This is a genomic window from Roseibium sp. QJM3NY_11, from assembly GCF_056173175.1.
Map to the genome: position 1 here is coordinate 5,438,282 of NZ_CM149660.1, position 24,725 is coordinate 5,463,006.

Below are 24,725 nucleotides of genomic sequence, written 5' to 3' on the forward strand. Positions count from 1 at the left end.
ATCGCTCAGCGAGGAATGCTGGCAAAGCCGCCGAGCAGCGGCATGAGCGCAAGGCTCGCAGCCTCTCCGGACCGCCCCGGCACGACGACCGTGGTTGCACCCACTACAGAAATTCCCGAAACGACTTCCGGAAGCGCCGCCCCTGGTTCGACCTTGCGCAACGACTGCATCAATTCGACGAAGCCATCCGAAAGACACCCGATCGCGGTTCCTTCGTGATCTCCGGTCCTTAGGACCAGACGCCCATCCGGGTCAGGATATGCTGCCGCTCTCGGCTCATCGTTCGACGAACGCCATATGCTTGAGATCGCGTCTGCCTCAATGGTGACATGAACCGAACGCACGAACTCGGCCCAGTCGATGAGATCCCCCTCCAGGCCGATCTCGATAAGGCGATGATCGGGACGTGCTGCCCAGAAACGTTCCGGTTCCCCAATCGTGTAGTACTTTTTCTGACTGAGCCACCCCGTCCGCAACTCCGTGCTTGCGCGAGTTGCACCGACGTACAGCGTGCGGGACTCTTCTGCCCAGTCCACTTGGTCGCCACTCGGTGCCCGCGTTAACAGCAACATGACCCTTTCGGCCTCTCTCCCCTTGATCGCATGGATCGTCGAGAGCAATGGTCCCGAGAGCCCCTCATAATCGCTGAGAAGTTCGAGTGGCGGATCTTCAAGACCTTCGGCGATGTTACCAACCGAGATGTGATCCCGACCTGAAGTATCCAGATCGAGAAGGATTTCCCAGCACTCCTCAAGATCGCGCGATGGCGCTGGTCTCAGTGCCTCGTGGATCGACCGAAAATCGTCTCGCGACAAACGGGTTGCAGCCGGTAAACCTCCGAGCAATGAACCGATCCAGGCTTCGATTCTCGGAGGTCGGTCGGGCAGTCGGAGCTTGAAGCTTCTGCCTTCCGCGCGCATATCTTCAGCTGCAGTGAAAAGCCCGCGTCGGCTGCGCGTAAGGATCAAGCCACCTGTTGTCGATGGATGAACAGCGAACCCTGTGATGTCATGTTCAATGGCGGCGGACTTGATCTGTTCTCGAATGCGAAAGTAACCATCTCTGGAACCTACCGGATCATCTCTCAGCGCCTCGCGAACCGAGCTGAACATTTCCCTCAAAGATTCAGTCCGGGTACGGTGGTCGCGATCAAGTTGATCGCAAGTGAAATCGGCACGCTTCGCGACTTCTGTGAGCAACGTAGATCCCGCAGTGCCCCTGCGTTGATAGCCGTAGATTGATTGCGCGAAATCTCCGAAGATCGTGATGCCACAGGCAGGGTCCAGCAAGGCAAGAATGGCCTCACACATCTCCTTGCGATCACCGACCAGGTCCTGCGCCTCATCGATGATCACGTGTTCCAGCTGACCAATCGCATCCGCAACGAGTGGATTATCCGATCGCATCAGCCTTGTCGCGGCCCGAATGCTGGCATCATGCCCACCCGAAGAACCCACACTCGCACCTGCAAGCAGACGCGCAGCGAAAGAGTCAAACGTCCTGATCTGCAATGACGCTACATTCGGCGTGTCGTGCAGCCGCCGACTAATCCGGCCTTGCAACTCTGCAACTGCAATGCGGCTGAAGCTGAGTAGAAGGATACGTGAAGGGGCAAGATCCTCGTCTTCCACAAGGGACATAACCCGTTCGCTAGCTACATGGGTCTTGCCACTCCCAGGGCCTGCCTCGACAATCATTCTCGAGCCGGCAGGAGCTTGCATCACGCGCCGCTGGCTTTCGTCGGGAGATTCTACCTCACCGGAAGAAGATTGAGAGGGCGTAAGATTGAACCATTCGTTCAGGAAGGAGGCGTTCTCCTTACTGATCGACCATTTTTGCTCGACAGGATCAAAAGCTCCACTGAGCGAAAGCGCCATGCGCAATGCCGCAGGCATCGGATCGTCGCCAGTCCAGCGCCCGATGGGTTCAAGCGCGCGATGACCACTCATTGAGACAGGTTCGTCAAGCGAGGCAAGAAATTCGACTAGGCTCTCGGTCGCGCCGCCTGCAACTTCAGGAAACAGTTGTTCGGAACTGGTTCCTCCAGAGGTACCATGATCTCCGAGAGCCACGACCGTACCATCCGGAAGTGCAATCCGACGCTCCGGTACGGCCACCAACACGGGCTCACCCCGCATTGTGCCATAGCCGATGTCCTTCAACTCGCACATCGTGTTGATGACCTTGCCGATGCGAGCCGCTGCGTCTGCCCGGTTCACGTCATCCACGAACTGCGAAACCCAAGCTACAACCTCGGCGCGGCTGAGGCCGCGACGTGCATGAACGATACGCCGGACCAGATCCGCGATTGCGCCCGGATTGCCATCAATCGGTATCCTTGGTGTGTACGAACCTTCATCAATCAGGGATACATCAGCCATGCGAAGCCTTTCAAGGTCAGGCGGAAACATCATTGACAATCAGATGGTTAGTAGCCAACTTCTTGTTGAAAAAATTTTCCGGTGTTTTGATTACGTTGTTGAGCGACCGTAAGGAAAGATGCAAAGCGATAGTCTCTTAACCGATCGACATAAAGCACTTGCCGAGAGTTTTGCAACCTTGGCTAAAGAACGAGGCGAGCTGCCAGTCTTTGCCATTGAACACGGGCTCGATGAGCCGACGCTCGAAGAACTGAGAAAGACGGTTTCGCGACAGCTTGAAGAAGATCCGCAACTCGCGGGAGCCGTGTGGTCCTGGAGTTATCTGCCGTTAGTCGTGATCGCCACGGAGGTAGGGTACAGATATCGGGGTACCGGAACCGATTTCTGGCCAGTGCTCTCTAAGGAGCTTCGGGCCGAAGCTGGTCCGGCGTTCCGAACTGGTCTTTCTCGGTTGTTCGAGCTCGGACACACCAGGCTTCGCTTGGCGCGACCCGGCAATAGCCCATGGGAAAGCCATTTCCCTCATATCTCATGGCCGATCGGGAACGCCGTGGTGCCACTTGAGATTCAGCCACAGCTTACAGACGCTCTCAGACGTGCTGTCAGGGCAGGAGTTCCTGCCGACGACACGGACAGGCTGCTCGAATATATCAGGGTACTGGCGGCGGGACATACAAGTCGTCGCTTCGAGAACTGGCTCCTGCAAGGGAACCTTGCGCTTGAAGTCATGCGGCGGCTTCTTGCCCCCGGGTCAGCAGGCTGGCTTTCAGAGAGTTTTCTGCTGCGAATCGACCGAGATATCCGAAAGGATTGGGGGGCATTTCGGGCGATCACTGAAGCACGGACGACGATCGCAAGAAGATCAGCGCGCCTCGCACAGATTACGTCATCCCGTTATGTTCTGGATCTGAAGGATGGTGCGCCAAGGCAGTTGGTAATTCGTGGGCCAGCATTGCCGGCCCAGCTGCGCGACGAAGTGATCGGCGCTTTGCGCATACATGGTGACCGCATACGGGCCGTTGATGGGATTCAGGCGATCTCTCTCGGTTCATTCCTTTCAGGCGGTGAAATCGCCATGGAAAGGATCTTCCCTTTCCCCTTATCGCCATTGCGCCGTGGCGACGCCCTTGATGTCGATGAGGGAGCAGCAGATGCCACGATGGAACGTTTGCAGCCGTTTGAACCGGAATTCTTTATTGTCGAGCCCAATGGTCTCACAGCTCAAGCGGTTTTTCCGGACGAAAAGCTCCAGCCTGACTCCAGCGTTATTCAGTGCATTGGTGTCGACGGAAATCTCGAAACCCGCACTCTGGACACCTCTAGCCCCTCGGACATCGAGTTTTTGCGACGTCGCGGGTTTTTGATTGCAGACCGCGTTCCCACCCTGCAACTAATTGGATTACCTGCGCCTGGATCTTCAAATCGGTTCCTCGGAGGCTTTCCGGTGCTGGCTACTCATCGCGGCGTAGCCAGCACTGAAGTGCTCCTTGATGGTTCGATCGCCTCGGGAGAAGTCCTGAGCATCCGCGGCGTCGACTGGAAAGCACTTCGACCCGACATCGGCCGACATTTGACCGAACCAGCTGATGGCCGAGAACTCGAGAGGCTGGAGTTTAAAGTCATTGAGCCGCCAGATGTCGAACCTGCAGCAGTGAAGGTATTTCCCACCAACGCAAATGTCTCCGATCTCGAAGCAGGGTATCTCGAGATCCGAATAACCGCACCACTGGCACTTGAGGCCGTCCCGATCCGACTTCGGGCGATATCCCCTAACGGGTCGACACTCGTTTCCCAAGGTGTGATTGAACGACTGCCCGCAACGATAACTGGCCGTTCTCCGGTCTTGCAAGAAATCCAGACACAGTTGGCCGGGTTAAGCGCAGAAGATTACGGGTTGCGAATGTCTGTTGAAGTCGAGGGGCTTCTGGAGAAGGTCTTCTTGCTTTCACCGGTCCGCCGCGAGATTCGTTATGACGGGGATACGGGCAACTGGACCAAGAGCGGAGATGGGGGCCCGGTACTTCCTTCGATCAGTGCCACAATCACTGCTCCGGTTCTTGGGGCAGGGGATCGTGATCATAAGATAACTCGGCTGGTTCTGCCGGATGCTCCCGATCACGAGGCGCTGACGGTTGGCCTGATCCTTTCAGGACCGGAATCCATTCGACTGGGTCTCGGGGAGCGTAGTTTGATCTCACTTCCGAAACTCCTCCGGGAGCCGACCTCGAGCAACAACGGCGTTGGGCTCATCGAATTGGCTCGCGCGAATGTTGCATGGCAACTCGCTGAGGCAAATGATCTGCTGTGCAACTGGCAGCGGTGGACGGTGGTCGAAGAGCTTGAAGCTGCATTGATAGAACAACTATGCGGAGCGAGATGGCGCAAGCTGGAAGAGGGCATCGATCAATCGATACTTTCGCCGCATGGGGCGCTCCTGAGGTGCGCTGATACGCTCGGTTTGGTCTCGGGTAAAGACTTGCCAGACATCGAGACGACTTCCGACAGGGAGTTTCTGCGAGATCGTCTAGTCGTTCGGTTTCGTGAAGTTGTGCCAGATGTTCCGGAAGCGCTTCTAGAGTGGAATGATGATCTGGCCGGAGAACTTGATCTCGCCGTGATCGACGCATACGAAGACTTGCGTCAGCATCTGGAAACGAATGGCGTCGAAGCTTTCGAAGAAGTTGACATGGCCCGTCCTGCAGAATCATGGCGTGAAGCGCTGGAACAATCCCGCGATATCCCGCTGCTTCCAATGTTCCGTCCGTTCATTCTTCCTGAGGCGAGGTGGTCGGCACTTGTTAAGCCGTTCTACAGCGAGCTTACCGAAGACGATCTGATCGATCTGCTTGACTCCATTCATGTCGACGCCTTCCGACGACCTGGGCAGCGCTGGCTTGGGCGTTCTGAACTCCGAACCATGTTGCAGTTGTGGCTTTCGCCAAAAGCGATGGTGGAAACTCAAGGTTGGCAAGAGCTTCTGGCAAAGGGACTCTCAGATGTCCGAACGAGCAGAGCCATTCGCTACGTTGCACTTCGAAGGAAACTCGCGCTTGGGGACCTGCCAAACGGGGGTGCCAACTGATGGACCATTACCTTAGGTTCGTGAATGGTGTTCAGGCGTTGCGGCGAAGGGTCTCGGCCCTCAATATCGGTTTGGGTGGCGCGCTTGGAGTCGCCGCTGATCCTCTGCCGCACCAGATTGCAACGGTGCGTCGGGTGCTTGAGGACACTCATATTCGCCACTTGATTTCGGACGAGGTCGGGCTCGGCAAGACCGTGCAAGCGTTGATGATCGTCAATGCCCTGCGCTGGCAACACCCTGGACACAGGACACTCGTGGTTACACCAGACAATCTGTTGTCGCAATGGCAGGAAGAGTGCTGGATCAGAGGTCACGTAATGCCCGCGATCGCCGGTGCGGTCGGAGATGGCACACAAGATGAACTGTCGCCAGTCACGCTGGCGCGTCCACGCGACCTGATGACACGTCTTGGACAGGAGGCGCGAACTATCATCGCGGACCCTGCTGTCTTCGATCTTCTCATCGTTGACGAGCCCCAGACGATGCAGCGCGAAGCGATGCAGGCGATCTCACAGGCATCGGATGAATTTCGGCAGGTGCTTGTTCTGTCCGCTACACCGAGACTAGGCGATCCTGCTTGGCGAGAACCAATCTTGCGAATGATCGAGCCGGAGGCTGCTGCGCTTGCGCGGATGGAGGGCCGGAACGTCGCTGACGTTCTTCAGGGCCGTGAGGAAGCGGCGATTGCAACTCTGAACGGGTCGGACAGTCCAGAAGACTGGACGCGTGGGTTCCAGCAGTCGGGAGCAGCACGGCGCATCATCAGGAACGGTCGCTCCGACTGGAGTGAGTATCTGCCGCAGCGTCGAAATCACCAGGTTCGGCTGCAACCGCTGACGTTCGAGCGAATGCGGCATGAGATCGCTGCCATGGTGCTGGAGGGTGCAGACCCAGCCCAAGGCATCCAGGGACCTGCGTGGACAGCTTCGCGAGCCCTGCAGCGCAGCGCGAGAGCGGCGAGAACGGTTCTCGCAGAACTGGCGGCACGGGGAGAGGTCCTCGGTCAGCTGGCAGAAGCCGCCCGCATCAAGTCACTCGAAGATCCAGGTGACAGCCGCCTGGAAGCCTTGCTCGACATCCTTTCGGAGCAATGGTGTCGCGATGAGGATCGCGCATTTATCATCGTCTGTGGAGACAATCCGACCATCGACATGTTGCGTGCAGCGCTTCCAAGGTACTTCCCTTTCCTTGCAGACGGAATCTCTGTGCTGCGGCGCCCCGCAGCGACAGATGTGGAAGGGGTCACGAACCTCCGGGAAATTCAGGAAACGCTCGCACCTTTGCTGTCTGGCGAGAACCGCCTTCTGCTCGTAGGCGACTGGGTGCAGGCTGGGCTTAACCTTCACCATGTTGCCCGGGGGATCATCTTCTTTTCCCTGCCTTGGGAAATCGATGGAATCGACCAGCTGATCGGCCGCGTGGACCGTCTCGGGCCTGCTGGCGACCGTAAAGGCTCGAGGCGTGTTGTCGATATCTGGCGAATCCTGATCGAAGATTCCCAGGAAGCCGCAATTGCGGACACAGTCGCCGCACTGGGCGTATTCGACGCTCCGCTGCCACCACTTTCTCCCTCGGAACTGGCTGAGCTGCAGATGGTTCTAGGACGCGCTGCCATCAGGCGCAAGGCAGCTCCTTCGGTCGTTCCCCTCACCGGAAACGGCACCGGCCTGCCTTCTTGTTTCAAGGGAGCGGATCCCTTCACACCGCGACAGGCAGCTGCCGACTTCGATCTTTGGCGCGAGAAAATTTGTCCCGCACCGGCCATGCTGTCTGAACTCTCGCACCCGAGGGAGACACCAATACGGGGAGAAGAGAGAGCAATTGGGGCATGGCTGAAGTCAATTGCAGCTTCTGGCGACTTCGATATCAGTAACCGACGTGACAAGGTCGATGCCTACGGGTTCCGGACGATCTGGTATCACGGCGTTGGCGACCGCGGGCGTACTATCGAGAGCCCATTCCCTCTACCAGGTGTGTCCGGGGAAAACTGGATGTCGGGGCACGTACCTTTCATCTATCGGAGATCAGACATTTCTGCGCCACCTCGCAAGAACGTTTTCACGGATGATGGGGAGCGTTCAGGAGATGGCGCAAGATCAGGACGCCCACTCCGCTTTTTTGATCACGGCGCAGAGCTGCACGATGCTATGGTTGCTGGTTACGCCGCCGCCTTCCTGAATTCTTTCGGAACAGCGAAGCCAGTAGTGCAGACGAGCGTCAGGCTGCCCGAGGGCCACCCTGCTAGAGAGGTTGGCCCGCTGGTAGTAATTTCGGTAGCGCAGCTCGACAGCTGCCCGGATGGACTTCTCCCGCCGCTGTGGACACCCGAAGCAAAGGAATTGCTCGAGGCCGCGCCGACAGACCCTCAGAAGAGAGCACTCAGTGCCGATCGACATTCGCTTCACACACTTTTTCGCGCCCTCCAGCGCAAGATCAGGATTGCCGCGCCGGCTAGACTCATACGTGTTGGGGCGCGGAAGACACGAGACGGCTGGCAAGATTTGACTGAAGAAGAAGCGGACCTTTGCCTGAAGCCAATCACGTCTTCCACGAACAACGCGTTAGCCAGGGGGCGAACACCACTTGTGGCTCTTGAAAGGCATGAGGTTGTGAATGTGGTCCGGTCTCGACAAGTGGCCGCGATCGGCTCACTGATGGAGCAATACAGAGCTTCGGTTCTGAATAAAATTCCACATGAACTTGCAGACTTCACAAATCAAGTGAGCGCTCACTTTCAGGCGGAAATCAGAAATCGAGAGCTGGCTTTGGAACGTCGTAGGCAAATGCCACCCGAAGCTGGTCCAGTCGACCTATGGCGGGGGCAGGTGGCAGCTTTGGAAAGATCACTGGCGATGGCTCGCCTGAACTTTTCGGAAGTGACCAACTTCCTCCGTGAGCTTGTAGGAGGAACCATCTCTTTCGGAGAGGTCCAGCCTTGCACGGTTCTCATGGCGCTCATCGCTGACGACTGAACATACACTGTGAGGACAAACAAATCAGTATCCGACTAGCGGTGATTTGAAGTCACCATCTCGTAAAACGTCGTCGGCAGATCGGGCAAGTACCGGGACTCGTGTCTCCATGCTCAGTTCCTTAGAAGTTGGTTCGTCTAATTCGATATCCCAACAGTTAAGGATTTCTGCGACAATTTCATCGTCGGTCGTCGCGCTGAAATTGAAATGATCGACGATGTCGTGAATTACCATTTTCGAGGTTTCGAGTTCGAAAGAAATATCATTGGTAACCCGCCGATTTCCCTCGCGATAAAGCGGGTGGCGGACAGCCCTGCGCGACGACTACCGGCGCAGGCATTGGCTTTTGCGCTGCGAGGATACGTTGGGCAGCACCCCGTCAAAACCAGCGGATCTACTCTGAATTGGAAGAAGAATGTGCCCAAGTAGACCACAATAGTTTTCCATACATGCGTACTCCTTTGCCTTCCACACCGCTTTCGGTACGCCCAGCGCTCAAGTCTCGAACTGTTTTTCCGAAGTCATCAGCCAAGCCGTTACTGCATTAATGGTATCCGCGGCATTCTCGCCTTTCAGCGAACACTCCCAGACGATGCCAACGCGCCATCCCAGGTCGGCAAGCATCTCCTGATTGCGTCTATCACGATCAACATTACCCTTGAACTTTTCGGCCCAGAATTCCGGTCTGGTTGCTGGCGTCGTCGCATATTTGCACCCCGTGTGCCGGTGCCAGAAGCACCCATGCACGAAGAGGACAGCACCATGTTTCGCCAACACCAGATCCGGACTGCCAGGCAGGTCCTTGCGATGCAGACGAAACCTAAACCCACCTGCATGCAGCGAGCGGCGCAGCATCATTTCCGGCTTTGTGTCCTTACCGCGTATCGCGGCCATCACCCGGGAACGGGTCTGCTTGTCTACAATATCGGTCACTAACGTCCTGGCCTTCGTTTCTGCAACTGGTATATAACGTGGGATTGGTTTTCCTCAGGAGCCTGATTTGCCAACCTCTTTAGGTATCGTTGATCTTTTTGCCGGCCCCGGTGGTCTTGGCGAAGGATTTGCCTCGCTTTCACACGACGGACATTCGCCATTCAAGATCGGAATCTCGATCGAGAAGGAGGCTTCCGCGCATCGCACGCTGCGATTGCGCGCATTTCTACGCGAATATCGGGCACGACACGGCAGACTGCCGAAACAGTTCATTGAATTTCATGCCGGGAGGACCTCCGAACCTGACTGGTCCTCAGTGGAGCCAGAGCTCTGGAAGACCGCATGCAAGGAAGCTCTCTGTCTGGAACTGGGGCACGAGACTACTACCTTATCCATCGATGATGCGATCCCTAGACTGAAAAGTGAATTCGACGACACGATACTGATTGGCGGACCTCCCTGTCAGGCCTACTCACTTGTTGGCCGGGCTCGAGCAAAGGGCAAACGGGATTATGTACCGGCAAAGGACGAACGGCACTTCCTTTTCCGGGAATACATTCGTGTACTGGATCGGCTTCGACCGGCAGCATTCGTGATGGAAAACGTGAAAGGCATGCTCTCCTCCACTGTCGAGAGCAGGTTGGTATTCGAGATGCTGATGGAGGATCTGTCCTCGCTCGGCACTGGCCACGGCCATTTGTATGAATTGCATGCCATCCGCCTTGAAAACGGCAGAGCGACACTCGAGGAAGCGCGAAAGCCTTCCAACTTCATTGTTCGGGCTGAAGCATTCGGTGTGCCGCAACGTCGACACCGGGTGATCATCGTGGGAATTCGGTCAGACATTGCAGCACGAACAGCGAGCGCAAGCATCAATGCCCCTGCAACGCCGAGTACCGTTGAAGAGACAATTGGAAACATGCCCATTCTCCGGAGTGGTCTAAGCCGCGAAAAGGACAGTAACGACGCATGGCGCAATGTCGTCGTCGATTTGGCAAGCCTTCTGGCCAACGAGTGCCCTGGAAGAGATGGCAAGAACCTGCAAGTGGCCTTCGGCGATCTCGTGCAGCGCCTACAAGGAGCCACTGCACTTACACGGTCGTCATCCACCCTACCTCATGACTACGGCAAATCGAACGAAGAGCTCATACGCTGGCTGGAACGCCCGGAGCTTGACGCTCTCGCTCAGCACGAAACCCGTGGCCACATGGCTACCGATCTTGGACGGTACATGTATGCCGCAATGTTCGGAAAGATGCATGGTTACAGCCCAAAGGCGGCAGAGTTTCCGCTGACGCTCAGCCCGGAACACCGAAATTGGCATAGCGGGGTCTTTGCCGACCGGTTCCGCGTACAGATAGGTTCACAGCCTTCGACGACCGTAACAAGTCACATATCCAAGGACGGCCACTACTTCATCCACCCCGATCCCTTGCAGTGCCGCAGCCTGACTGTCCGTGAGGCAGCCAGGCTTCAGACGTTCCCCGATGACTATTTATTCCTCGGTAATCGCACACAACAGTACGTCCAGGTCGGTAACGCCGTTCCTCCATATCTGGCAAGGCAGATTGCGGCGTTGCTGCGGAGCGCACTCGCTTGAAAAAATCGTTTGCTTTCATATCAAATCTTGGCGCACTGAACCCGGGTCAATATTCCGCTTTCTTTGAAGAATGCGTCCCCTTTTCCGGTCAGAGATTCCGCTCCGGGATCATCCATGATGACCCGGCTCTCGTTGGAGCTCTTTACACGCAAGGCAAGCTGTGCGGGAAGGTTTGACCTCAGATTTGTGCTTATAACAGAACCATCCGGCTTCTGAGTTGCAATAATGACATGAATTCCCGCTGCGCGGGCTTTCTGGGCCAATCGCTTCAGATGCGCCTCTATCGTCTTTTTCGCATCCGGCTCCGATGTTAGATCCGCATATTCATCGAGGACGATCACCCACCTTGGTATCCGATCGCCATCAGATGCCTGGGAGTTGTAATCGCCGACCGATCTGACTTTCGAGCTCTTGAACTTCGCATACCGCGCCTGCATTTCATCCACGGCACGGGAGAGGATCTCGATCGCATCCTCCTCATCCCAACCAATCTCACCATCCACGTGTTCGGTATCCGAGAGATGTTGCAGCTCTGTCCCTTTCGGATCAATAAGATGCAGTCGCACCTCTTCAGGAGAATAGTGCTTTGTCATCCCGGCAAGGATTGTATTCAGGGCTTCCGATTTGCCACTCCCGGTCGTTCCACCAATCAGCAAATGTGGCGAATTCGATGAGGTAAAGTCGATCTCAACCACCTTGCCAAAACGATCCTCGCCCAAAGGAACCTTCAGCCCAAACTCCGGGCGTTTCCAGCGAGACCAGAGACTCGCTGCATCGACAAAATATCGGTCCTTGTCCAGCTTCGGCACGTCAATGGTCATGTAACCCTCGTCGATGGCGAAACGAATTTCCTGCGAGGCATTCAGCTTGAGCGCAAGTTTCAGCGCATCGCTTTTCTCAATCAATTTCTTCGGCTCGACACCCCTTCCCGGCAGGACCCGGAAGAGGATCGATGCCGGCCCCTCGATGGCGTATTCAATTCCAGGCTCGGTCTTGTTGACGCTGATACCGTACTGGCCAAAAGTATCCAGTATTATCTGATACCTATGATCGAGTTCTGCCTTGCCCAGATGACCACGGACCTCGCCGACATTTGTGTCCTCGGCCTCGGTATTGGTCTGATCCTCGGCGACTACGACATCAACGATTTCATCTTCGGAAGCAGGCTGGGGAGAGACTTGGACATCAGTGGAAACCACCGCGCTATCTTCCAGCTCAGACGGAACCGGTTGCTCCTTTTCCCGGTCTTTACCCGTTTCTGACTCTTCATCCTTGTCAGACGGCTTGATAACCAAACTTGCAGTGGACCTGTCAAGCAGGGCGCCCCCTCCGGTCTGGACAATCTGAACGCGTGGATCTGCGTCGTATGATTCGATGGTCATTTCTCGAGGATGCGAGTACTCGCAAATGGAATAAAGCCCGGCGACCGACAAGGTAGCAAAGTCCCCTTTCCGGAAGCGATTTCTGATTTCCTCCGAAACCCTCGAGCGTCGCGGTGTCTGTCTGGATGCGTCATCCAAAGAAATGAAAACCGCGTCTTCACTGACGGTATCGACTGCTGAGAGAATCGTGTCTCTCCAGAGCTCTCCATCCATTGGATCAAGTTCGAGATCCTGCGGGAAGATTGAATTGAACATTTGCAGCGTCTTGCGCACCTGCTCCGCCCCGTGGGCCTCGTACCCGGTGCGTCTCAACTTGCTTTCGAGTACAAGCAGGTTCACCGAAAGTCCATCATCTCCAAGATTAACAGCCAGTCTGATCATGTCCGCTCGCATCGCATTTGCCGATGTGAACCATTCCGGATGTTCATCAAGGGAAATCCATGCGATGAAGCCATCCTTCACAGAAGGTGGGAACAGACGATCAGCAATCTGTCTGGCTATGCTCAGTCCAAGAATTTCCTCTGTGACGCGGGAGATCCCGAGCGCGTCGAGCGTCAGCCTTGGCGATATTTGCCTCGCTTCGTCATAAATCTTTTGTGCCAGCTGCTGCGCTTGCTGCTGCACAAGCTCCTGCCTCCCTACCAGAGAAGCAATCCGCTTCAGTTTCCTCGTCAGACGATCAATTACGAACTGCTTTCCGGCGTTGGAAGACACTATCAGTGTGAACAGGCCACCAGGTCCGACTCCATCACGAAGTGACAGCACTTCAGGACGGGTTTCGAGCCGTTCAATCTGTTCTCTCGTAATATGACGCTCGACCGTGATCACCCAATGCGAACGCTTGTGCAGAGCCCCAAAGAAGCGTGCCGTATTGTGAAAATTGATCCTGATATCAATGAAGTCGGTTGCCTCGGGGCGATCCGCAGCGACAGGGTTCCTGCGTTCATGCCTAACCGCAAGGGTCGACCAGTCCGATAGGGCGGTGTCTGACATCTTGGGTCTCAATGAAACCCAAAGGGCTGCGGCTCCAGTACCCGATGCAATATACGTGGGATCGTCGAGAAGAGGATCAAACTTCCCAATGGACGATGACTCGTCTTCGGTCTTTGCATCTGTGCTGATGTTGTCGTCGAGAAACTGAGGGACAATTGCAAGGTCGCAGACAAGTCCTCCGAGCGTTTGGTCAGCGTCTTCCTTGACCTTATCGAGATCATGAAGGTTGAGTTGCACGGGTGGAAAAAGAGCTCCATCTCCCGAGAGTCGGTTGTCAGTGTCCACTAGTTCAAACTGGCGAGCCGCCTCATCCCAGCAAGTCTTGGGCGCGACGAACTCGACTGTCATCGCCAGGTTCTTGAATTCACCTTTCCGAACACTCTGGACAATATCAGCCGGAAGAGCGCTTGCACCACCAGTCACAACAAGAACTCTCAGGCCGTCAGCCTTGTAGGGATGAGCATGCAGGTATGCTGTTATCTGGCGGGCAATTTCCGCCACGAGGCTGGAATGAAGCCTGTCACCAGACGCAGTACCTCCTGATGAGGCTGCTCTCTGAAAGTTCTCAGTCCACCCCCTTTCGCCGTCCGCAAAGAGAATGGCCCCGTCGGCAGCCGTGTGGATCGAGGGCTGCTGATGCGGCGAAAGCCCTTGGATCCAATTCAGATACAGACCTTCATTCTCCTCATTTAGGCGCAGAGAGCCTTCGATTGCATCTGCTGCAAGCTGGGATGACTTCGCAAGATAGGCTGCAATCCATCTTAGCTTCAGAGGGTGTGACTGAAGCATGAGCACGCGGTCACCATCGAAACCCTGCACGCAATCAGCATTTAAAAACTCAATCATGCCGGTCGGGACGTCACCGTCCGGAACAAAGACTCTGCGCGCCTCTGCAAGTAGAGCGGACCACTGATCAAAAACGTTGTTCAGAAGCTCGGAGGAGAGGCCGTCCTTTTCCACCTCATCCCTAAACTCTGATCGCATCTCGACCAGTTGGTTGATGATCGAGTGCTTAAGAAGCTCTTCCCGAATAGGTCGCCCTGTCCCGTTCTCAAATGGAAGTACGCGATATGCCACTTCCTCGATCCATGCCTCACCACCCCGATTCGCTGGAGCATGGAGTTCAGCGGCAACGTCAACCCTGTCCTCCCCGCAGACGGATATCCAGAAAAGCGCAAGATAAGGCAGGTCGTCAGGCAACCACTCGACTGCCATCTCGCTATCGAGCTCCGTGCCATCTTCCCCGTCGACAAGAACAAACTCGAGCGGAACAGGTAGCCAAACCGTCCCCTCGTCCTCCTCTGTCGAGGAGGCATCAGAGGTTTGTTCGTCAGGATCGATCTCCTTCTTGAGTGGCGGGACGGGCCTTGGCCTCGTCAGGCGCTCATCGATTTTCAGGGCAACAGTGCCCATCCCGTCAGCCAGCAAATTACGAATTTCGATTAGAGATCGTCCAAAGAGGAATGCAAACAGTCCAATTGTCGGCGCATGTTGATCGCCCGCACCTCCGCCGACCCGAAGCTCGATCCTGTACTCACCATCGCCGATGTCATGGCGGTCGCGAAACTCTCCGGCAACTTTTGAAAGCTTGATCAGGGGGTTCTGGATTCTCTCCACTGCGGGTGCAGCAAGTTTTTCGATCATGCGACGCGTCTGCTTCGAAAGTAGATCTTTCAATGGCAGCAGGCTGGTGTCCCGAGGCTCGCTTTCAAGAAACCTGCGTGCATCGTCGCCAGATCGGTTGTTCAAGCCAATCTCGACCGCGAGTTCGTCAAACTCCAGCTTTCTTGACGAAGTGTGGTCCATTATCTCTTCGGCCACACGCTGCCCCAACGGTAGACCTTTCACGTCCTTGCTGAAGACCTGTTCAAAGATCCGATACGGAATCCTCTCTCGTCTCTGACGGTCTGGAGCAAGGCAATATGCCGAACATTCCTCACGCCAATAGACAAGCGTATCAGGCGCGAGGGGATCGCCCTGTTCGTCAACAAACTTGGTTCTTGTGCAGTCCTGTGCGGTCTTCTCGGCGTCGAGATCGGACGACGGCGATGCTGCAAGTTCCGATCTCAGGAGGTTCAAAGAAAGACGTTGCGAAACTTGACCGGTACTTTGACGCCAGTGCTCGTCGGGAAACATATCGAGTTGCACAAGACATCTTCCGACCAGAGCAGTTGTTTCTTCGGATGAGTAGATACCCGAGCCGGAAATCATCTCATGCGCCGCAGCATATATGAAGCCCGCAAACTTTCTCACGGGTACCGTCATGTCCGCAGCGTCGAGTTCTCGTAGAACTTCAATCAAGCGGTCACGCAGTAGCTCATTGCCCTGAGGATTGGCGGAGCCCGCAACGCGAAGCGCCTGTCGAACCATCTCCTCGGGAACCAGGAATTCCCCTTCCTCGTCGAATGTGCCGTCGAGAAAGTTCACATCGCGAAGGGTGAAGAGGTTCTTCAGCCCCTGTTCATCGCTCTCAACTTTCGTCTCGATATAAACAAGTCCGTGTTCATTGTTGTTTCGATAGTAGGTAATGGAATGATCGGGGTCCGCCCTGAACTCACTCGGGAATTCTTCATGGGAATCGCTTGCAACAAGAAGCCGGACTCGTTCAAGGCCGCGACCGTTGCTATGAACCTGCCACGCGCGAAGGAACTCAAGAGCCTCACCTTTCGTAAGGTTCTTCAACCTGAAAGAGTTTCGGTCATATTCATCATCTGAAGAGAAGCTTCGAGCAACAATTTCGAAAGCCGTACCAGAAATTATCTTTTCAATTTCATTCATTTAGAAATCCAGTTAAGAAGCAAATCTCGGGCTGACCATTCGCGTTGCATCCGAGTACTGAGTCACCAAGCCGGCAGCGATCATCTGAAGTGCCAACTGTGTCTCGTTCTCTTCAAAAATGCTGGCATCGATGGAATTCACCAGGCCCGAAACCTCCGCGGCACCACGGCCAACCGCTACACCAAGCCGATCATAAAGAACTTCTGTCGCAAACCTCTCGAATGGCATCTCCTCTCCTGACGGGATTGTCGCCAGTACGATCATCTCAAGGGCATCGACAGAAAGCGTGAAGTGCTTTCGTCCCCGCCAGGCATTCAGGAAACCATTTGCCGCAGCGGTTGCCCAAAAAAAACTACGGATCTTGTTTCGTTGGGCATTCGCGATTTGTGGCTCCGCGCCCGCAACCGCCTTGACAATGTTTGCAAGAACCTCCTTCAAGCAGCGTTGTGATACTCGCCTTAACTGCGCACTACCGGCTCCGCAGTCGCATATAATCGGGCTTTCAGTGAGGCCGAGCGTCTTTCTCGCACGCTGGTTCTGCATTAGTACCAGCCAGACTGCAGTCCACCCCATTACCGCTCTTATCTTAGCGACAGAAGTCGCTTCCTTTTGCTCTAGAATGTTGAGGATACCGTTACGGTAGATGTCCTCGAAATCATCAACATTCGCGCGCGTGTCCCTTTCAATCTCGTCGAGACCTGGTTGCGTGTCTGTCTTGCTCTGTTTGTTGATGAAGTCCGCGAGAATCTCCAAGGGGCTTCGTGCTATGGCTCCAAAAAGCTGCTTGAAGCCTTCCCTGATACGCTGAAGTCGAGCTTCGTTAGGGTCAAACCTCAGGATTTTGTAAGCTAGAGCTCCTCCACCGCGTAGGTAGAGGCGTTCGAGGCGGATATCTCCGTATCTCTCCCTTGCATCCCAGTGAATAAGCGATGGCGTGTAAGGAAAGAAATGCGCCCTCGACCACTTGGGTTCCTTGGTTCCGTTGGGAATTTCCAGCTGAAGGCAGCGAAGCAGCTCCCGCAATGTCTCTTCCGCGGCGGCGTCATCAAGCAGCACACTATGCCGTCGCGGATCGTCCTTGAAACTGCCGTCCCAGACCAGCCGTCTTCCGAAATCGTGCGACCGGCGTTTGATCTTCACCGTATCACCGGTGGGGAGTGGGTCCTCGCTCTCACCGCAGTACACGAAATTCAACAATTCAAGCCCTGGATAGTGTCCAGCGGCATCAAAATCGAGGACACCCCCGAACAGCTCACGGGAAACTTCAGGACCTTTCCGGATATTGTCTTCAGATGCGTCAAGCATTGTCAGGCCCGTTCCATCATTATGCAGTACCGACCTGAATGGTGCTACCGTCGATTGATATGGTCTGTGATCGCCCGTCCCTGATGAGATTGATCTGGTCCGAGCTTGCGTGTACCGACTGAGCAATTCTTCCGAGGAAACTCGCAACGCGTCGTATGTCGTGTTCGTAGAACTTGGTCGGCACGTGGCCCGCCGCGGCCCTGAGAATGCAGTCAAACGTCATTAGGTCGAGAAGCAGATCATGCGCGGCGCTTTGCTGATCCATGATCCGCAAGACCATATGTCGGTCGATCCAGTCGACACTTGCCTTGACATGATGCGTCACCGCATCACTTGCTCCCCACTTTTCTGACAGTCTGATCAGATCGACATTCGCCGGGTTGATCCTAGTTGCAAGGATAGCTGTTCCCGACATCGATCTTCCAAAGGCAGGATCGACAAGATGTAGTGTGGGTGTTTGCTCCGAAAACTGAAGCCCTTGAATGTGGTGCAGTCCGGCGATGACTCTTTTCTTCAGAAGTGTGCGTTTGGGGACGTCCATCTGATCGTTGACGATAGCAAGAAAATCCATGCCGTAAGGTAAGCCGAGGTGTACCATGTCAAGCGTGTCGCCGCCGATACCGTCGATGTAGGCTCGGCGCCTGAGTGCCCTCACAACGCGTGTCACATTTTCGGCCTCGTCTGCTCTCTGCTTCTTGTTGCGTGGATCTCCAATTATTTCGTCAATTCCATCCGCCGCATCGATCAAATTTTCTGAAGAGGTTGAAGGTGCTGGAAACTGCAGGTCCAGCTGTCCGTGAGCAAAAATCTCCTGCTGATTGACAATGCGCTCGTCAATTTCCCTGATTGCCCGCCTGCCAGGATCAAGTTTGGAAAGCTGCTGCATCAAAGGTAGACGTTTCAGCTGTTCCCGGGAGAGCGTTTCCGGCGCCTCGAACGCAAGATTGTAGAATGCGTAGGCTTGTTGCCAACCCTTTTTCCGGAGGCGTTGCATCCGGTGGACGTCCTCGCACTTCAGCCCGCCCGTCAGCAAATATGCGAAGGCCATCAACATATCGCGTATTGTTATCACGTAGCCTATACGCTCCAGCGTCGCGAACAATAAGCGCAGCTTTTCTTTTCTAGATGTTGCAACCTGCTCGCCGGTGCGCTCGGACAACATCTCCCGATTGCGGTTGATCGGACAAGCTTCACGAGAGCTGCAATCGTTACAGCTCCTCCATCTCACGCCTGAGGTCCAGTTGCGAATTGCACGGTCTCCAAGTGACTGCCCTTCACTTCCCGCCGCGGTGGACTGATGATTGAGGTTCACAACATGGATTCGCCCGTCGCGGCTTGCCTTTCCGTTTTCGAAGGATGCCTCAAAGCTCTTGAGCAGCTCCTTGCAGTACGGCCCAGCGCTGCTCGATGAAAGAACGGCGCGAAGACGACCCTCATTAGCGCAGATGATGGTCACTGCGTCGGCGCTGTTTGACTCTTCGACGAGACTGGCCGCGAGCTCGGGCGCAAACTCGGAAAAGTCCTTGAAGATGCGCAATGCACCAGCTCCAGATGTGCCCTCCTTAGTCTTGATTATCTGCCTTCCATCACTAGCTCCGATGATTAGTTTTCTTGCCTCCTCCTCGTCATATTCGAGGAGGCTCTCAATCACTCTTCGGCACAGATGCGTTTTTCCGTGGCCCGCGTCGCCGGTCAAAACAATGACATGAGCACCGGATTTGGCAGCATCAAGCACGTAGTGATATGCGACGGTGTCAAGATTGAGCGCGTCTTTTGCGACCTGATATTCTTCGTAGATTTGGTCATGGGAAGGGTCGAACGGCAGAAATCGCGCCATCCGGTACACGTGTGGGTTTTTGTTCTCTGGCAATTTGTTGCTCATGCAGCTTGGAGGCTATTGTCTAGAGGCTAGAAAATTTTCTTCTAAGCCACAACCTTTGCGTGACTGTCTATTTCCAGAGTGCGAAGCTAGTTTCGCCTATAGCGTTTGCTGGTGTCATCGGGGATAATTGCGACAGCGCAGTGGGAGCGAACATTGTTACAGCCCTGCTGCACCGCAAGGCTTCTTCTTTCTCTTCGAAACTCCCATATCAAAATCAAAGCGTTACTTGGATCACCCTGATTAAAGTGATTACCAACGGTCAAACTTCAGACTAAAAGTTCAACTGCCAAAATCCCGCATAAGCCGCGCCAGGCCATTTGACAGTTTGCGTAATTGCTCAGCTTCTTTGGTGCGTCCACCGTGTTTATAGGCCGGACAATCCTTTCCAGACATGGAACCGCCGCGTGCGCCGTGCATCCGGCACACGGACCATCCCTTTACTGCTGGATTCCGGCAGGGCTCACCGGTTCGCTTCGATCTGGCAGTGCAACGCGGTGAACTGTGCATGGGGTATGCGTCAACTTTTGTCATTTTCGGATTTAACGCTACTCACATTGCCGACGATTGCCTGGCCGCCATCTGCCACGTTGACGTCACGGACGCTGACAGGATTGGATCGGTAACGCTTCAACGCCTCCAATTGAGCGGCGAAGGTTCGCGACAGCTTGTTGAAGGCACGCTCAGCACTATCGAGGGTCTTAATGTCTTTGTTGCCATGGAGCAGCCAACGGCTAGCCTGCATGACCGCAAAGTGTGTTGCCGCCATTTGCGTTGCCAGCATGGCCTCTACCTGGTCCTGCGGATCAATACCCTTGACTATGGATGCAACGTAGGCAGTCAATGCGGGTCCAGGAGCATCGGTATCCTGATTTGCGATTCCCAAAATGTTGGCGGTCAAACCCTTTATGAAATCCATGTCGACCGAGCCGAACAACGGCGCACCTGGCTCCCGATTTCTTACCTCGACGCCTCCGTCATCAAGTATTGTTATCGGCTTACGCTTTTGCTTTTTTTCGGACTTTTCGATGTTATTCGACATTTCTTTTTGACCTTTTGAATAAAATCTTGAGTATATTCCTGGGTTCTTCAGCTCGTGGCCTCGGGTCCAAGGTGCAGTAACATCGGTAACAGCGGTAACTTTGCCCGCGCCTGAACTTACGAAGAGACATTGCTTGATGAATTGTTACCGATGTTACCGGCGGTGATCGTATCGGGACTGTCGGTAGTAGAATGCTTGTTTTCGGGATGAACATATTGGCCGCGCCCGGTTTTGTGCACTTCGCCATCAGCCACCATCTTGCTCAGCAACCTGCGGACATTACCCGGCTTCATGCTGGTCACCTTCGCGATGGCACCGGGCACCATAGGTTCGGTCGCATCACGGAGAACAGACATGATCTTGGAGCGCTGTTCCGAACGGTGAACTTCCGACGCTTCACCCTGTAGGGTCCAGTGACCACCTTCGAAATTCAATGCCGTGTCCTTTTCCGGCAGATCACGGCCTCGTCCATATAGTGTGAAGCCGTTCGAATTCCGATCTAACACCAGCGTTGTATCAGCCACGGCCGAGAGACCATTTGATCCGGACAAAGCCTCGAGCGGATCTTCAGCGCCACCTTTTCGGGTGTGGTGTAGTGCCAACAATGCGACACCATTTTCAATCGCCCAATTCTGCAGGCCGGCATATGCAGCGTAGTCATTTTCGTAGGCATTGCGCGAACGAGACCCAGGGGACTTAATCCGCGTTAGCACGTCAATCACAATCAGTCTTGGATCGGTTGCATTGACGCGCCACGCTTCAATCGCATCCATGAAGCCCGCATTCAGCGATATTGTCTCTGTTGCCCATTGAAGCCGCGACAAGTCGGGTGGGTTGTCGGGAAAAAGCGTCTCAATCCGCTTCTTGATGCGCCGAAGACCGTTCTCCATGTCGATATAGAGGACGTCGCCCTGATCGCAGCCGATATTCCCCATCGCATCGCCGCCTGTTGCCACAGCAATCGACCAGTCTATCGCCAACCATGTTTTTCCGAGCTTTTGCCTGCCGGCCAGTACAGAGAAGCCTTCAGGAAGATAGCCAGGTACGATCCAGCGGGGCTCGGGGTATTCAGTCGCCAATAGTGTATTTGTGTCTAAAAGGTCGCAGAAGCGCTTGGGTTTTTTGCGACCGACACAGTTGCTTGCCAAAGCGTTTGCGGTAACGTTTCTGGCATTTTCTGTTTGCCATCGTTCGGGACTAATCAGGCCAGTCACCGTGCCCTCCTGTCGGCAAAGTCTGTGCCAGAATCTTTCGGCAGAAGAACGTGGACCTCTTTAACGGCATTGTTCCAACGTTTCGCGCAAACGCTTGCCGCTTTCAGGCCGGCACCGTTCAGGTCATTGTCCGCAAAGATCATCAGACACTCGATGCCCTGAAGAACCGGAAAAGAGGATATGCCGCTTGAAGACAGGCAAACCCAGAGCGGGCGGAATCCGGCCTGCAAAAGTGCAAGACCTGTCTCGATACCCTCACAAATGTGAAGACCTTCTGTGACTTCATCATCGCCACTCAATTTCACACAGCCGCCCTTTGCAGGTCCAAGCATTGCCTTGTCCTTGGGGCTCAATCGCGTCCTGTGGATCCCCTGAAAGCAGTTCGTCCGAATATTCACTATCGGAGCAATCATTGCTTCGACCTTCTCGCGCTTGAATACACATGAAGCGTGGTGGCGCAGACATGTGATTTCAGGCTGGATCGTCAAACCTCGAAATGCCAGATAGGTTTCGACCGGCGAGCCCATCGCTGGGATGCCCTCCGACCAAATCCGGTGGGCAAACTGGATCTTGCGGATGTTGTCTGCCTCGAACCGGTCTGTATGAGCATGTGAAGGCCTTCGCCATTTTGTCGCATCAACTGAACGGCGCCCCAAGAGAGCCAGAACGTAATCCCGGCAGTTGCGCCAATTATCACCGGCGTAGCTATGAACGATAAAGCCGCAGGGTGCGTCTTGGTTGGGTGTGACCTGAAGAGACCTGTCTTCCCGGGAGTGACCTGGGCCGGGGATGAGCGCGCTTTCACGATAGACCTCACCTCCCGAGAGCCTGGCGAGATGCGCAATTTCGGAAGCCCTCAAGCTCCCCCGTGCTTCCTGTTGAGTAAACTTTTCTCGGAACCTCATGCGCGCTTATCCAGAAGCCCGCGGATGTCTTCGACCTGCCAGACGGTGATACGCTCACCGAGTTTCACGGGTTTCGGAAAGCGCCCGTCCTTGACGCCAGCCCACCAAGTGGACTTGCTGACCGGGATGGGCCCATTAGGAGCAATTATGGATTTCAGCCTGAGGAAGCCGGTCTGGGGAAGTTTGAGTTGGTCAGTCATGGAACAACCTCGTTTTTTTTAACACGAAGCCGTTCTAGGAAGCCTCAAAGGATTTGAGGCCGAATTCGGTTAGCGCTTAACCGTATTCGGTTAGTGGGATTTATTCTGTTACGTCCTGTGGCAGAAGATCTCCTCCCTCTTTCAGATACTTACGGATCGTATCCTCACTTAAAGAAAGGTCCAAAATCGCTAAATCTGACGCTATTTTTTTTGCAGTTTCTGTTCGCTTAGCCTTTGGGTCATGCGCATAGCGCGACACTGCCACACCGATGACTATCTTTAGCAAGCTCTCGCGTTCTCTCAATTCAAGGACATTTTCTTGCGATTCGGTGACCGGTCTACTGCCTGCCTTAATTCGAGCTAGCTCTTCAATTTCGTAAGCCAAATCATCGCCAAAAACGAGGCCATGTACATAACACCAATCCAGCAATTCCAATGGTCTAACAACAAACGTCGAATTCACTTCACGGCAATCGAGATCACCCATAACCTGTGCGCGGCAAATCGAATCGTAGAGTTCTTCAACCGCCATCGGCACACCCGGTGGAAGCCCCACTAAATTGCCCGCGTATTCACCCTCAGGTGCCTGCAATGGCTCCAGACCAAGACAAATCTGGGCAGCTTCTTCAAGCGTCCAATAAGCTTTTAAAGACCAATGTAAAACGTCCAATTCCATGAACTTTCTCCCTATTCGACTTGGCGCAACTCAATCCAGCCGGTCAAGAAGGCTCTCTGCCCACCACTCCCCCATCTGCACCCTCTCCTCCCAATAGGCTGCCCGGTGATAGGCCCTTCGCACTTCATCAGCACCCACGTGCCCAAGCTCAGCCTCAATCGCGTCCGGATTCCACTTGCCGCTCTCGTTGAGTAATGTCGAGGCAGTCGCCCGGAAGCCGTGAGAGGTCATCTCTTCCTTGGTGAAGCCCATCCGTCTCAGCGCGGCGTTCATGGTGTTCTCGCTGATAGGACGTTTTGGTGAAGAAACAGAGGGGAAGGCCAGCGGCCGGTTTCCGGTCAACTGGTGCAGGTCCTGAAGGATTTCGACTGCAGCACCAGACAAGGGCTTTTTGTGTTCCCTACGCATCTTGGTTCGGGCTGCGGGGACCGTCCAAGTGGCCTTTGCCAGATCGAATTCGGCCCAATCGGCCAATCTCAGTTCTCCGGGCCGCGGATAGAGCAGCGCCATCAGCTTGAGTGCCGCACGGGTCTCGTAGGAACCTTCGTAGTCCCAGATGCAGCGAATGAGCCCTGCAAGGCGCTGCCAGTCGGTGATAGCCGCCCTGTGAACCACCTTGGGTGTCGTCAGCGCGCCCTTGAGGCCGAAGGTCGGATCGTTTTCCGCACGCGCCGTTGCGATCGCATAGCGAAAGACCTGACCGACAGTCGCGCGCAGCCGGCGGGCCGTTTCATAATTGCCCAGCGCCTCCACCTTGCGCAGCGGGACCAGGATTTCGGAAGCCGTGATGTCCCTGATCGGGCGCTTGCCAAGATCTGCCCTCGCCATGTCCAGAAGCCAGCGCCGCTTGGTCAGCGTGGTCTTTGCCAGGCCTTCCCGTCCCATTTTCTCTAGAAGCTCGTCAGCGATGAGGTTGAACGTGTTCCCGTTCGAGAGAGCGGCCCCGGCCTTTTCCACCTTCGCTTCCTGTGATGGATCGAGGCCCCTGGCGAGCAGAGCCTTTGCCGCATCCCTTTTGCGCCGCGCTTCCAGCAGACCAACATGCGGGTACTGGCCCAGCGCCAGGGCCTTCTGCTTTCCGGAGAACCTGTAGGCCATGCGCCACAATCGACCTCCCGATGGCTTCAGCAGGAGATACAAGCCTTCGCTATCGCTCAGCTTTTTCTCTTTTTCCGGCGCTTTCAGCCGGCGAATCTGGGCATCGGTCAGCGGCATTGTTGGTCTCGCATTTCCAAAAAGACCAATACGAATCCCAAGCTTGTTGGTCTTTTCGGGGAAATGGTACCAACAAATGCATCGGATACCAACAACCCCCGTCGGACAACGTCGGACACCAGAAACAAAAAAAAGCCCCGGAGAACCGGAGCTTTTTTTGAGTGTTTC

The 24,725-nt window shown here is 55.0% G+C and carries 16 protein-coding genes; 4 read left to right on the forward strand and 12 right to left on the reverse strand.

What is annotated here, in order from left to right:
• Positions 1-5: 5 nt before the first annotated feature.
• Complete coding sequence (locus AC0VX3_RS24890; protein WP_475522761.1) at positions 6-2,381, reverse strand: UvrD-helicase domain-containing protein; 2,376 nt, start codon at positions 2,379-2,381, stop codon at positions 6-8.
• Between the two features lie 118 nt (positions 2,382-2,499).
• Between AC0VX3_RS24890 and AC0VX3_RS24895 the strand changes: the two genes are divergently transcribed.
• The 3 genes from AC0VX3_RS24895 to AC0VX3_RS24905 all read left to right on the forward strand — a co-directional run bounded on the left by AC0VX3_RS24895 (position 2,500) and on the right by AC0VX3_RS24905 (position 8,864).
• Positions 2,500-5,463 carry a hypothetical protein gene (locus tag AC0VX3_RS24895; protein ID WP_475522762.1) on the forward strand — a complete coding sequence of 988 codons (2,964 nt, stop codon included), beginning with the start codon at positions 2,500-2,502 and terminating at the stop codon, positions 5,461-5,463.
• The gene (locus tag AC0VX3_RS24900) at positions 5,463-8,435 is read left to right on the forward strand and encodes a DEAD/DEAH box helicase family protein (RefSeq protein ID WP_475522763.1); all 2,973 of its coding nucleotides are present in this window, start codon (positions 5,463-5,465) and stop codon (positions 8,433-8,435) included. The genes AC0VX3_RS24895 and AC0VX3_RS24900 overlap by 1 nt, the downstream gene beginning before the upstream one ends.
• A gap of 207 nt (positions 8,436-8,642) precedes the next feature.
• Entirely contained in the window at positions 8,643-8,864 is a 222-nt protein-coding gene (locus tag AC0VX3_RS24905; RefSeq protein ID WP_475522764.1) for a hypothetical protein, read from the forward strand.
• A gap of 66 nt (positions 8,865-8,930) precedes the next feature.
• Here AC0VX3_RS24905 and AC0VX3_RS24910 read toward each other — a convergent pair whose 3' ends face one another.
• The gene (locus AC0VX3_RS24910; RefSeq protein WP_475522765.1) at positions 8,931-9,368 is read right to left on the reverse strand and encodes a very short patch repair endonuclease; all 438 of its coding nucleotides are present in this window, start codon (positions 9,366-9,368) and stop codon (positions 8,931-8,933) included.
• 67 nt (positions 9,369-9,435) lie between these two features.
• On the opposite strand from AC0VX3_RS24910, the gene AC0VX3_RS24915 reads away from it, so the two are divergent.
• Positions 9,436-10,968: a DNA cytosine methyltransferase gene (locus AC0VX3_RS24915; RefSeq protein WP_475522766.1), complete on the forward strand. Its 1,533-nt coding sequence runs from the start codon at positions 9,436-9,438 to the stop codon at positions 10,966-10,968.
• Between the two features lie 20 nt (positions 10,969-10,988).
• On the opposite strand, the gene AC0VX3_RS24920 is transcribed toward AC0VX3_RS24915, so the two are convergent.
• The 10 genes from AC0VX3_RS24920 to AC0VX3_RS24965 form a co-directional block, all read right to left on the reverse strand.
• A complete protein-coding gene (locus AC0VX3_RS24920) occupies positions 10,989-16,121 on the reverse strand; it encodes an FtsK/SpoIIIE domain-containing protein (RefSeq protein WP_475522767.1) in 5,133 nt (1,710 codons plus the stop codon).
• A 12-nt stretch (positions 16,122-16,133) separates the two neighbouring features.
• Entirely contained in the window at positions 16,134-17,426 is a 1,293-nt protein-coding gene (locus tag AC0VX3_RS24925; protein WP_475522768.1) for a hypothetical protein, read from the reverse strand.
• Positions 17,427-17,445: 19 nt separating this feature from the next.
• Positions 17,446-19,308, reverse strand: coding sequence for a hypothetical protein (locus AC0VX3_RS24930; protein ID WP_475522769.1), 1,863 nt, complete (start codon positions 19,306-19,308; stop codon positions 17,446-17,448).
• Between the two features lie 279 nt (positions 19,309-19,587).
• On the reverse strand, positions 19,588-19,839 hold the full coding sequence (locus tag AC0VX3_RS24935) for an HGGxSTG domain-containing protein (RefSeq protein ID WP_475522770.1): 252 nt from the start codon (positions 19,837-19,839) through the stop codon (positions 19,588-19,590).
• Positions 19,826-20,347 carry a hypothetical protein gene (locus AC0VX3_RS24940; RefSeq protein WP_475522771.1) on the reverse strand — a complete coding sequence of 174 codons (522 nt, stop codon included), beginning with the start codon at positions 20,345-20,347 and terminating at the stop codon, positions 19,826-19,828. The genes AC0VX3_RS24935 and AC0VX3_RS24940 overlap by 14 nt, the downstream gene beginning before the upstream one ends.
• 116 nt (positions 20,348-20,463) lie before the next feature.
• Complete coding sequence (locus AC0VX3_RS24945; RefSeq protein WP_475522772.1) at positions 20,464-21,561, reverse strand: AAA family ATPase; 1,098 nt, start codon at positions 21,559-21,561, stop codon at positions 20,464-20,466.
• Positions 21,558-22,466, reverse strand: coding sequence for a DUF7146 domain-containing protein (locus AC0VX3_RS24950; RefSeq protein WP_475522773.1), 909 nt, complete (start codon positions 22,464-22,466; stop codon positions 21,558-21,560). Before AC0VX3_RS24950 ends, AC0VX3_RS24945 begins: the two co-directional genes overlap by 4 nt.
• Positions 22,463-22,666 carry a helix-turn-helix transcriptional regulator gene (locus AC0VX3_RS24955; RefSeq protein ID WP_475522774.1) on the reverse strand — a complete coding sequence of 68 codons (204 nt, stop codon included), beginning with the start codon at positions 22,664-22,666 and terminating at the stop codon, positions 22,463-22,465. Before AC0VX3_RS24955 ends, AC0VX3_RS24950 begins: the two co-directional genes overlap by 4 nt.
• A gap of 100 nt (positions 22,667-22,766) precedes the next feature.
• Positions 22,767-23,342, reverse strand: coding sequence for a hypothetical protein (locus AC0VX3_RS24960; protein WP_475522775.1), 576 nt, complete (start codon positions 23,340-23,342; stop codon positions 22,767-22,769).
• Positions 23,343-23,372: 30 nt separating this feature from the next.
• Positions 23,373-24,557, reverse strand: coding sequence for a tyrosine-type recombinase/integrase (locus AC0VX3_RS24965; protein ID WP_475522776.1), 1,185 nt, complete (start codon positions 24,555-24,557; stop codon positions 23,373-23,375).
• Positions 24,558-24,725: the final 168 nt, after the last annotated feature.

Bases quoted from the DNA above. Each gene is read 5' to 3' on its own strand.
- AC0VX3_RS24890 (WP_475522761.1), bottom strand. From the start codon at position 2,381: ATGGCTGATGTATCCCTGATTGATGAAGGTTCGTACACACCAAGGATA.
- AC0VX3_RS24895 (WP_475522762.1), top strand. From the start codon at position 2,500: ATGCAAAGCGATAGTCTCTTAACCGATCGACATAAAGCACTTGCCGAG.
- AC0VX3_RS24900 (WP_475522763.1), top strand. From the start codon at position 5,463: ATGGACCATTACCTTAGGTTCGTGAATGGTGTTCAGGCGTTGCGGCGA.
- AC0VX3_RS24905 (WP_475522764.1), top strand. From the start codon at position 8,643: ATGATCGACGATGTCGTGAATTACCATTTTCGAGGTTTCGAGTTCGAA.
- AC0VX3_RS24920 (WP_475522767.1), bottom strand. From the start codon at position 16,121: ATGAATGAAATTGAAAAGATAATTTCTGGTACGGCTTTCGAAATTGTT.
- AC0VX3_RS24925 (WP_475522768.1), bottom strand. From the start codon at position 17,426: ATGCTTGACGCATCTGAAGACAATATCCGGAAAGGTCCTGAAGTTTCC.
- AC0VX3_RS24930 (WP_475522769.1), bottom strand. From the start codon at position 19,308: ATGAGCAACAAATTGCCAGAGAACAAAAACCCACACGTGTACCGGATG.
- AC0VX3_RS24935 (WP_475522770.1), bottom strand. From the start codon at position 19,839: ATGACAAAAGTTGACGCATACCCCATGCACAGTTCACCGCGTTGCACT.
- AC0VX3_RS24940 (WP_475522771.1), bottom strand. From the start codon at position 20,347: ATGTCGAATAACATCGAAAAGTCCGAAAAAAAGCAAAAGCGTAAGCCG.
- AC0VX3_RS24950 (WP_475522773.1), bottom strand. From the start codon at position 22,466: ATGAGGTTCCGAGAAAAGTTTACTCAACAGGAAGCACGGGGGAGCTTG.
- AC0VX3_RS24955 (WP_475522774.1), bottom strand. From the start codon at position 22,666: ATGACTGACCAACTCAAACTTCCCCAGACCGGCTTCCTCAGGCTGAAA.
- AC0VX3_RS24960 (WP_475522775.1), bottom strand. From the start codon at position 23,342: ATGGAATTGGACGTTTTACATTGGTCTTTAAAAGCTTATTGGACGCTT.
- AC0VX3_RS24965 (WP_475522776.1), bottom strand. From the start codon at position 24,557: ATGCCGCTGACCGATGCCCAGATTCGCCGGCTGAAAGCGCCGGAAAAA.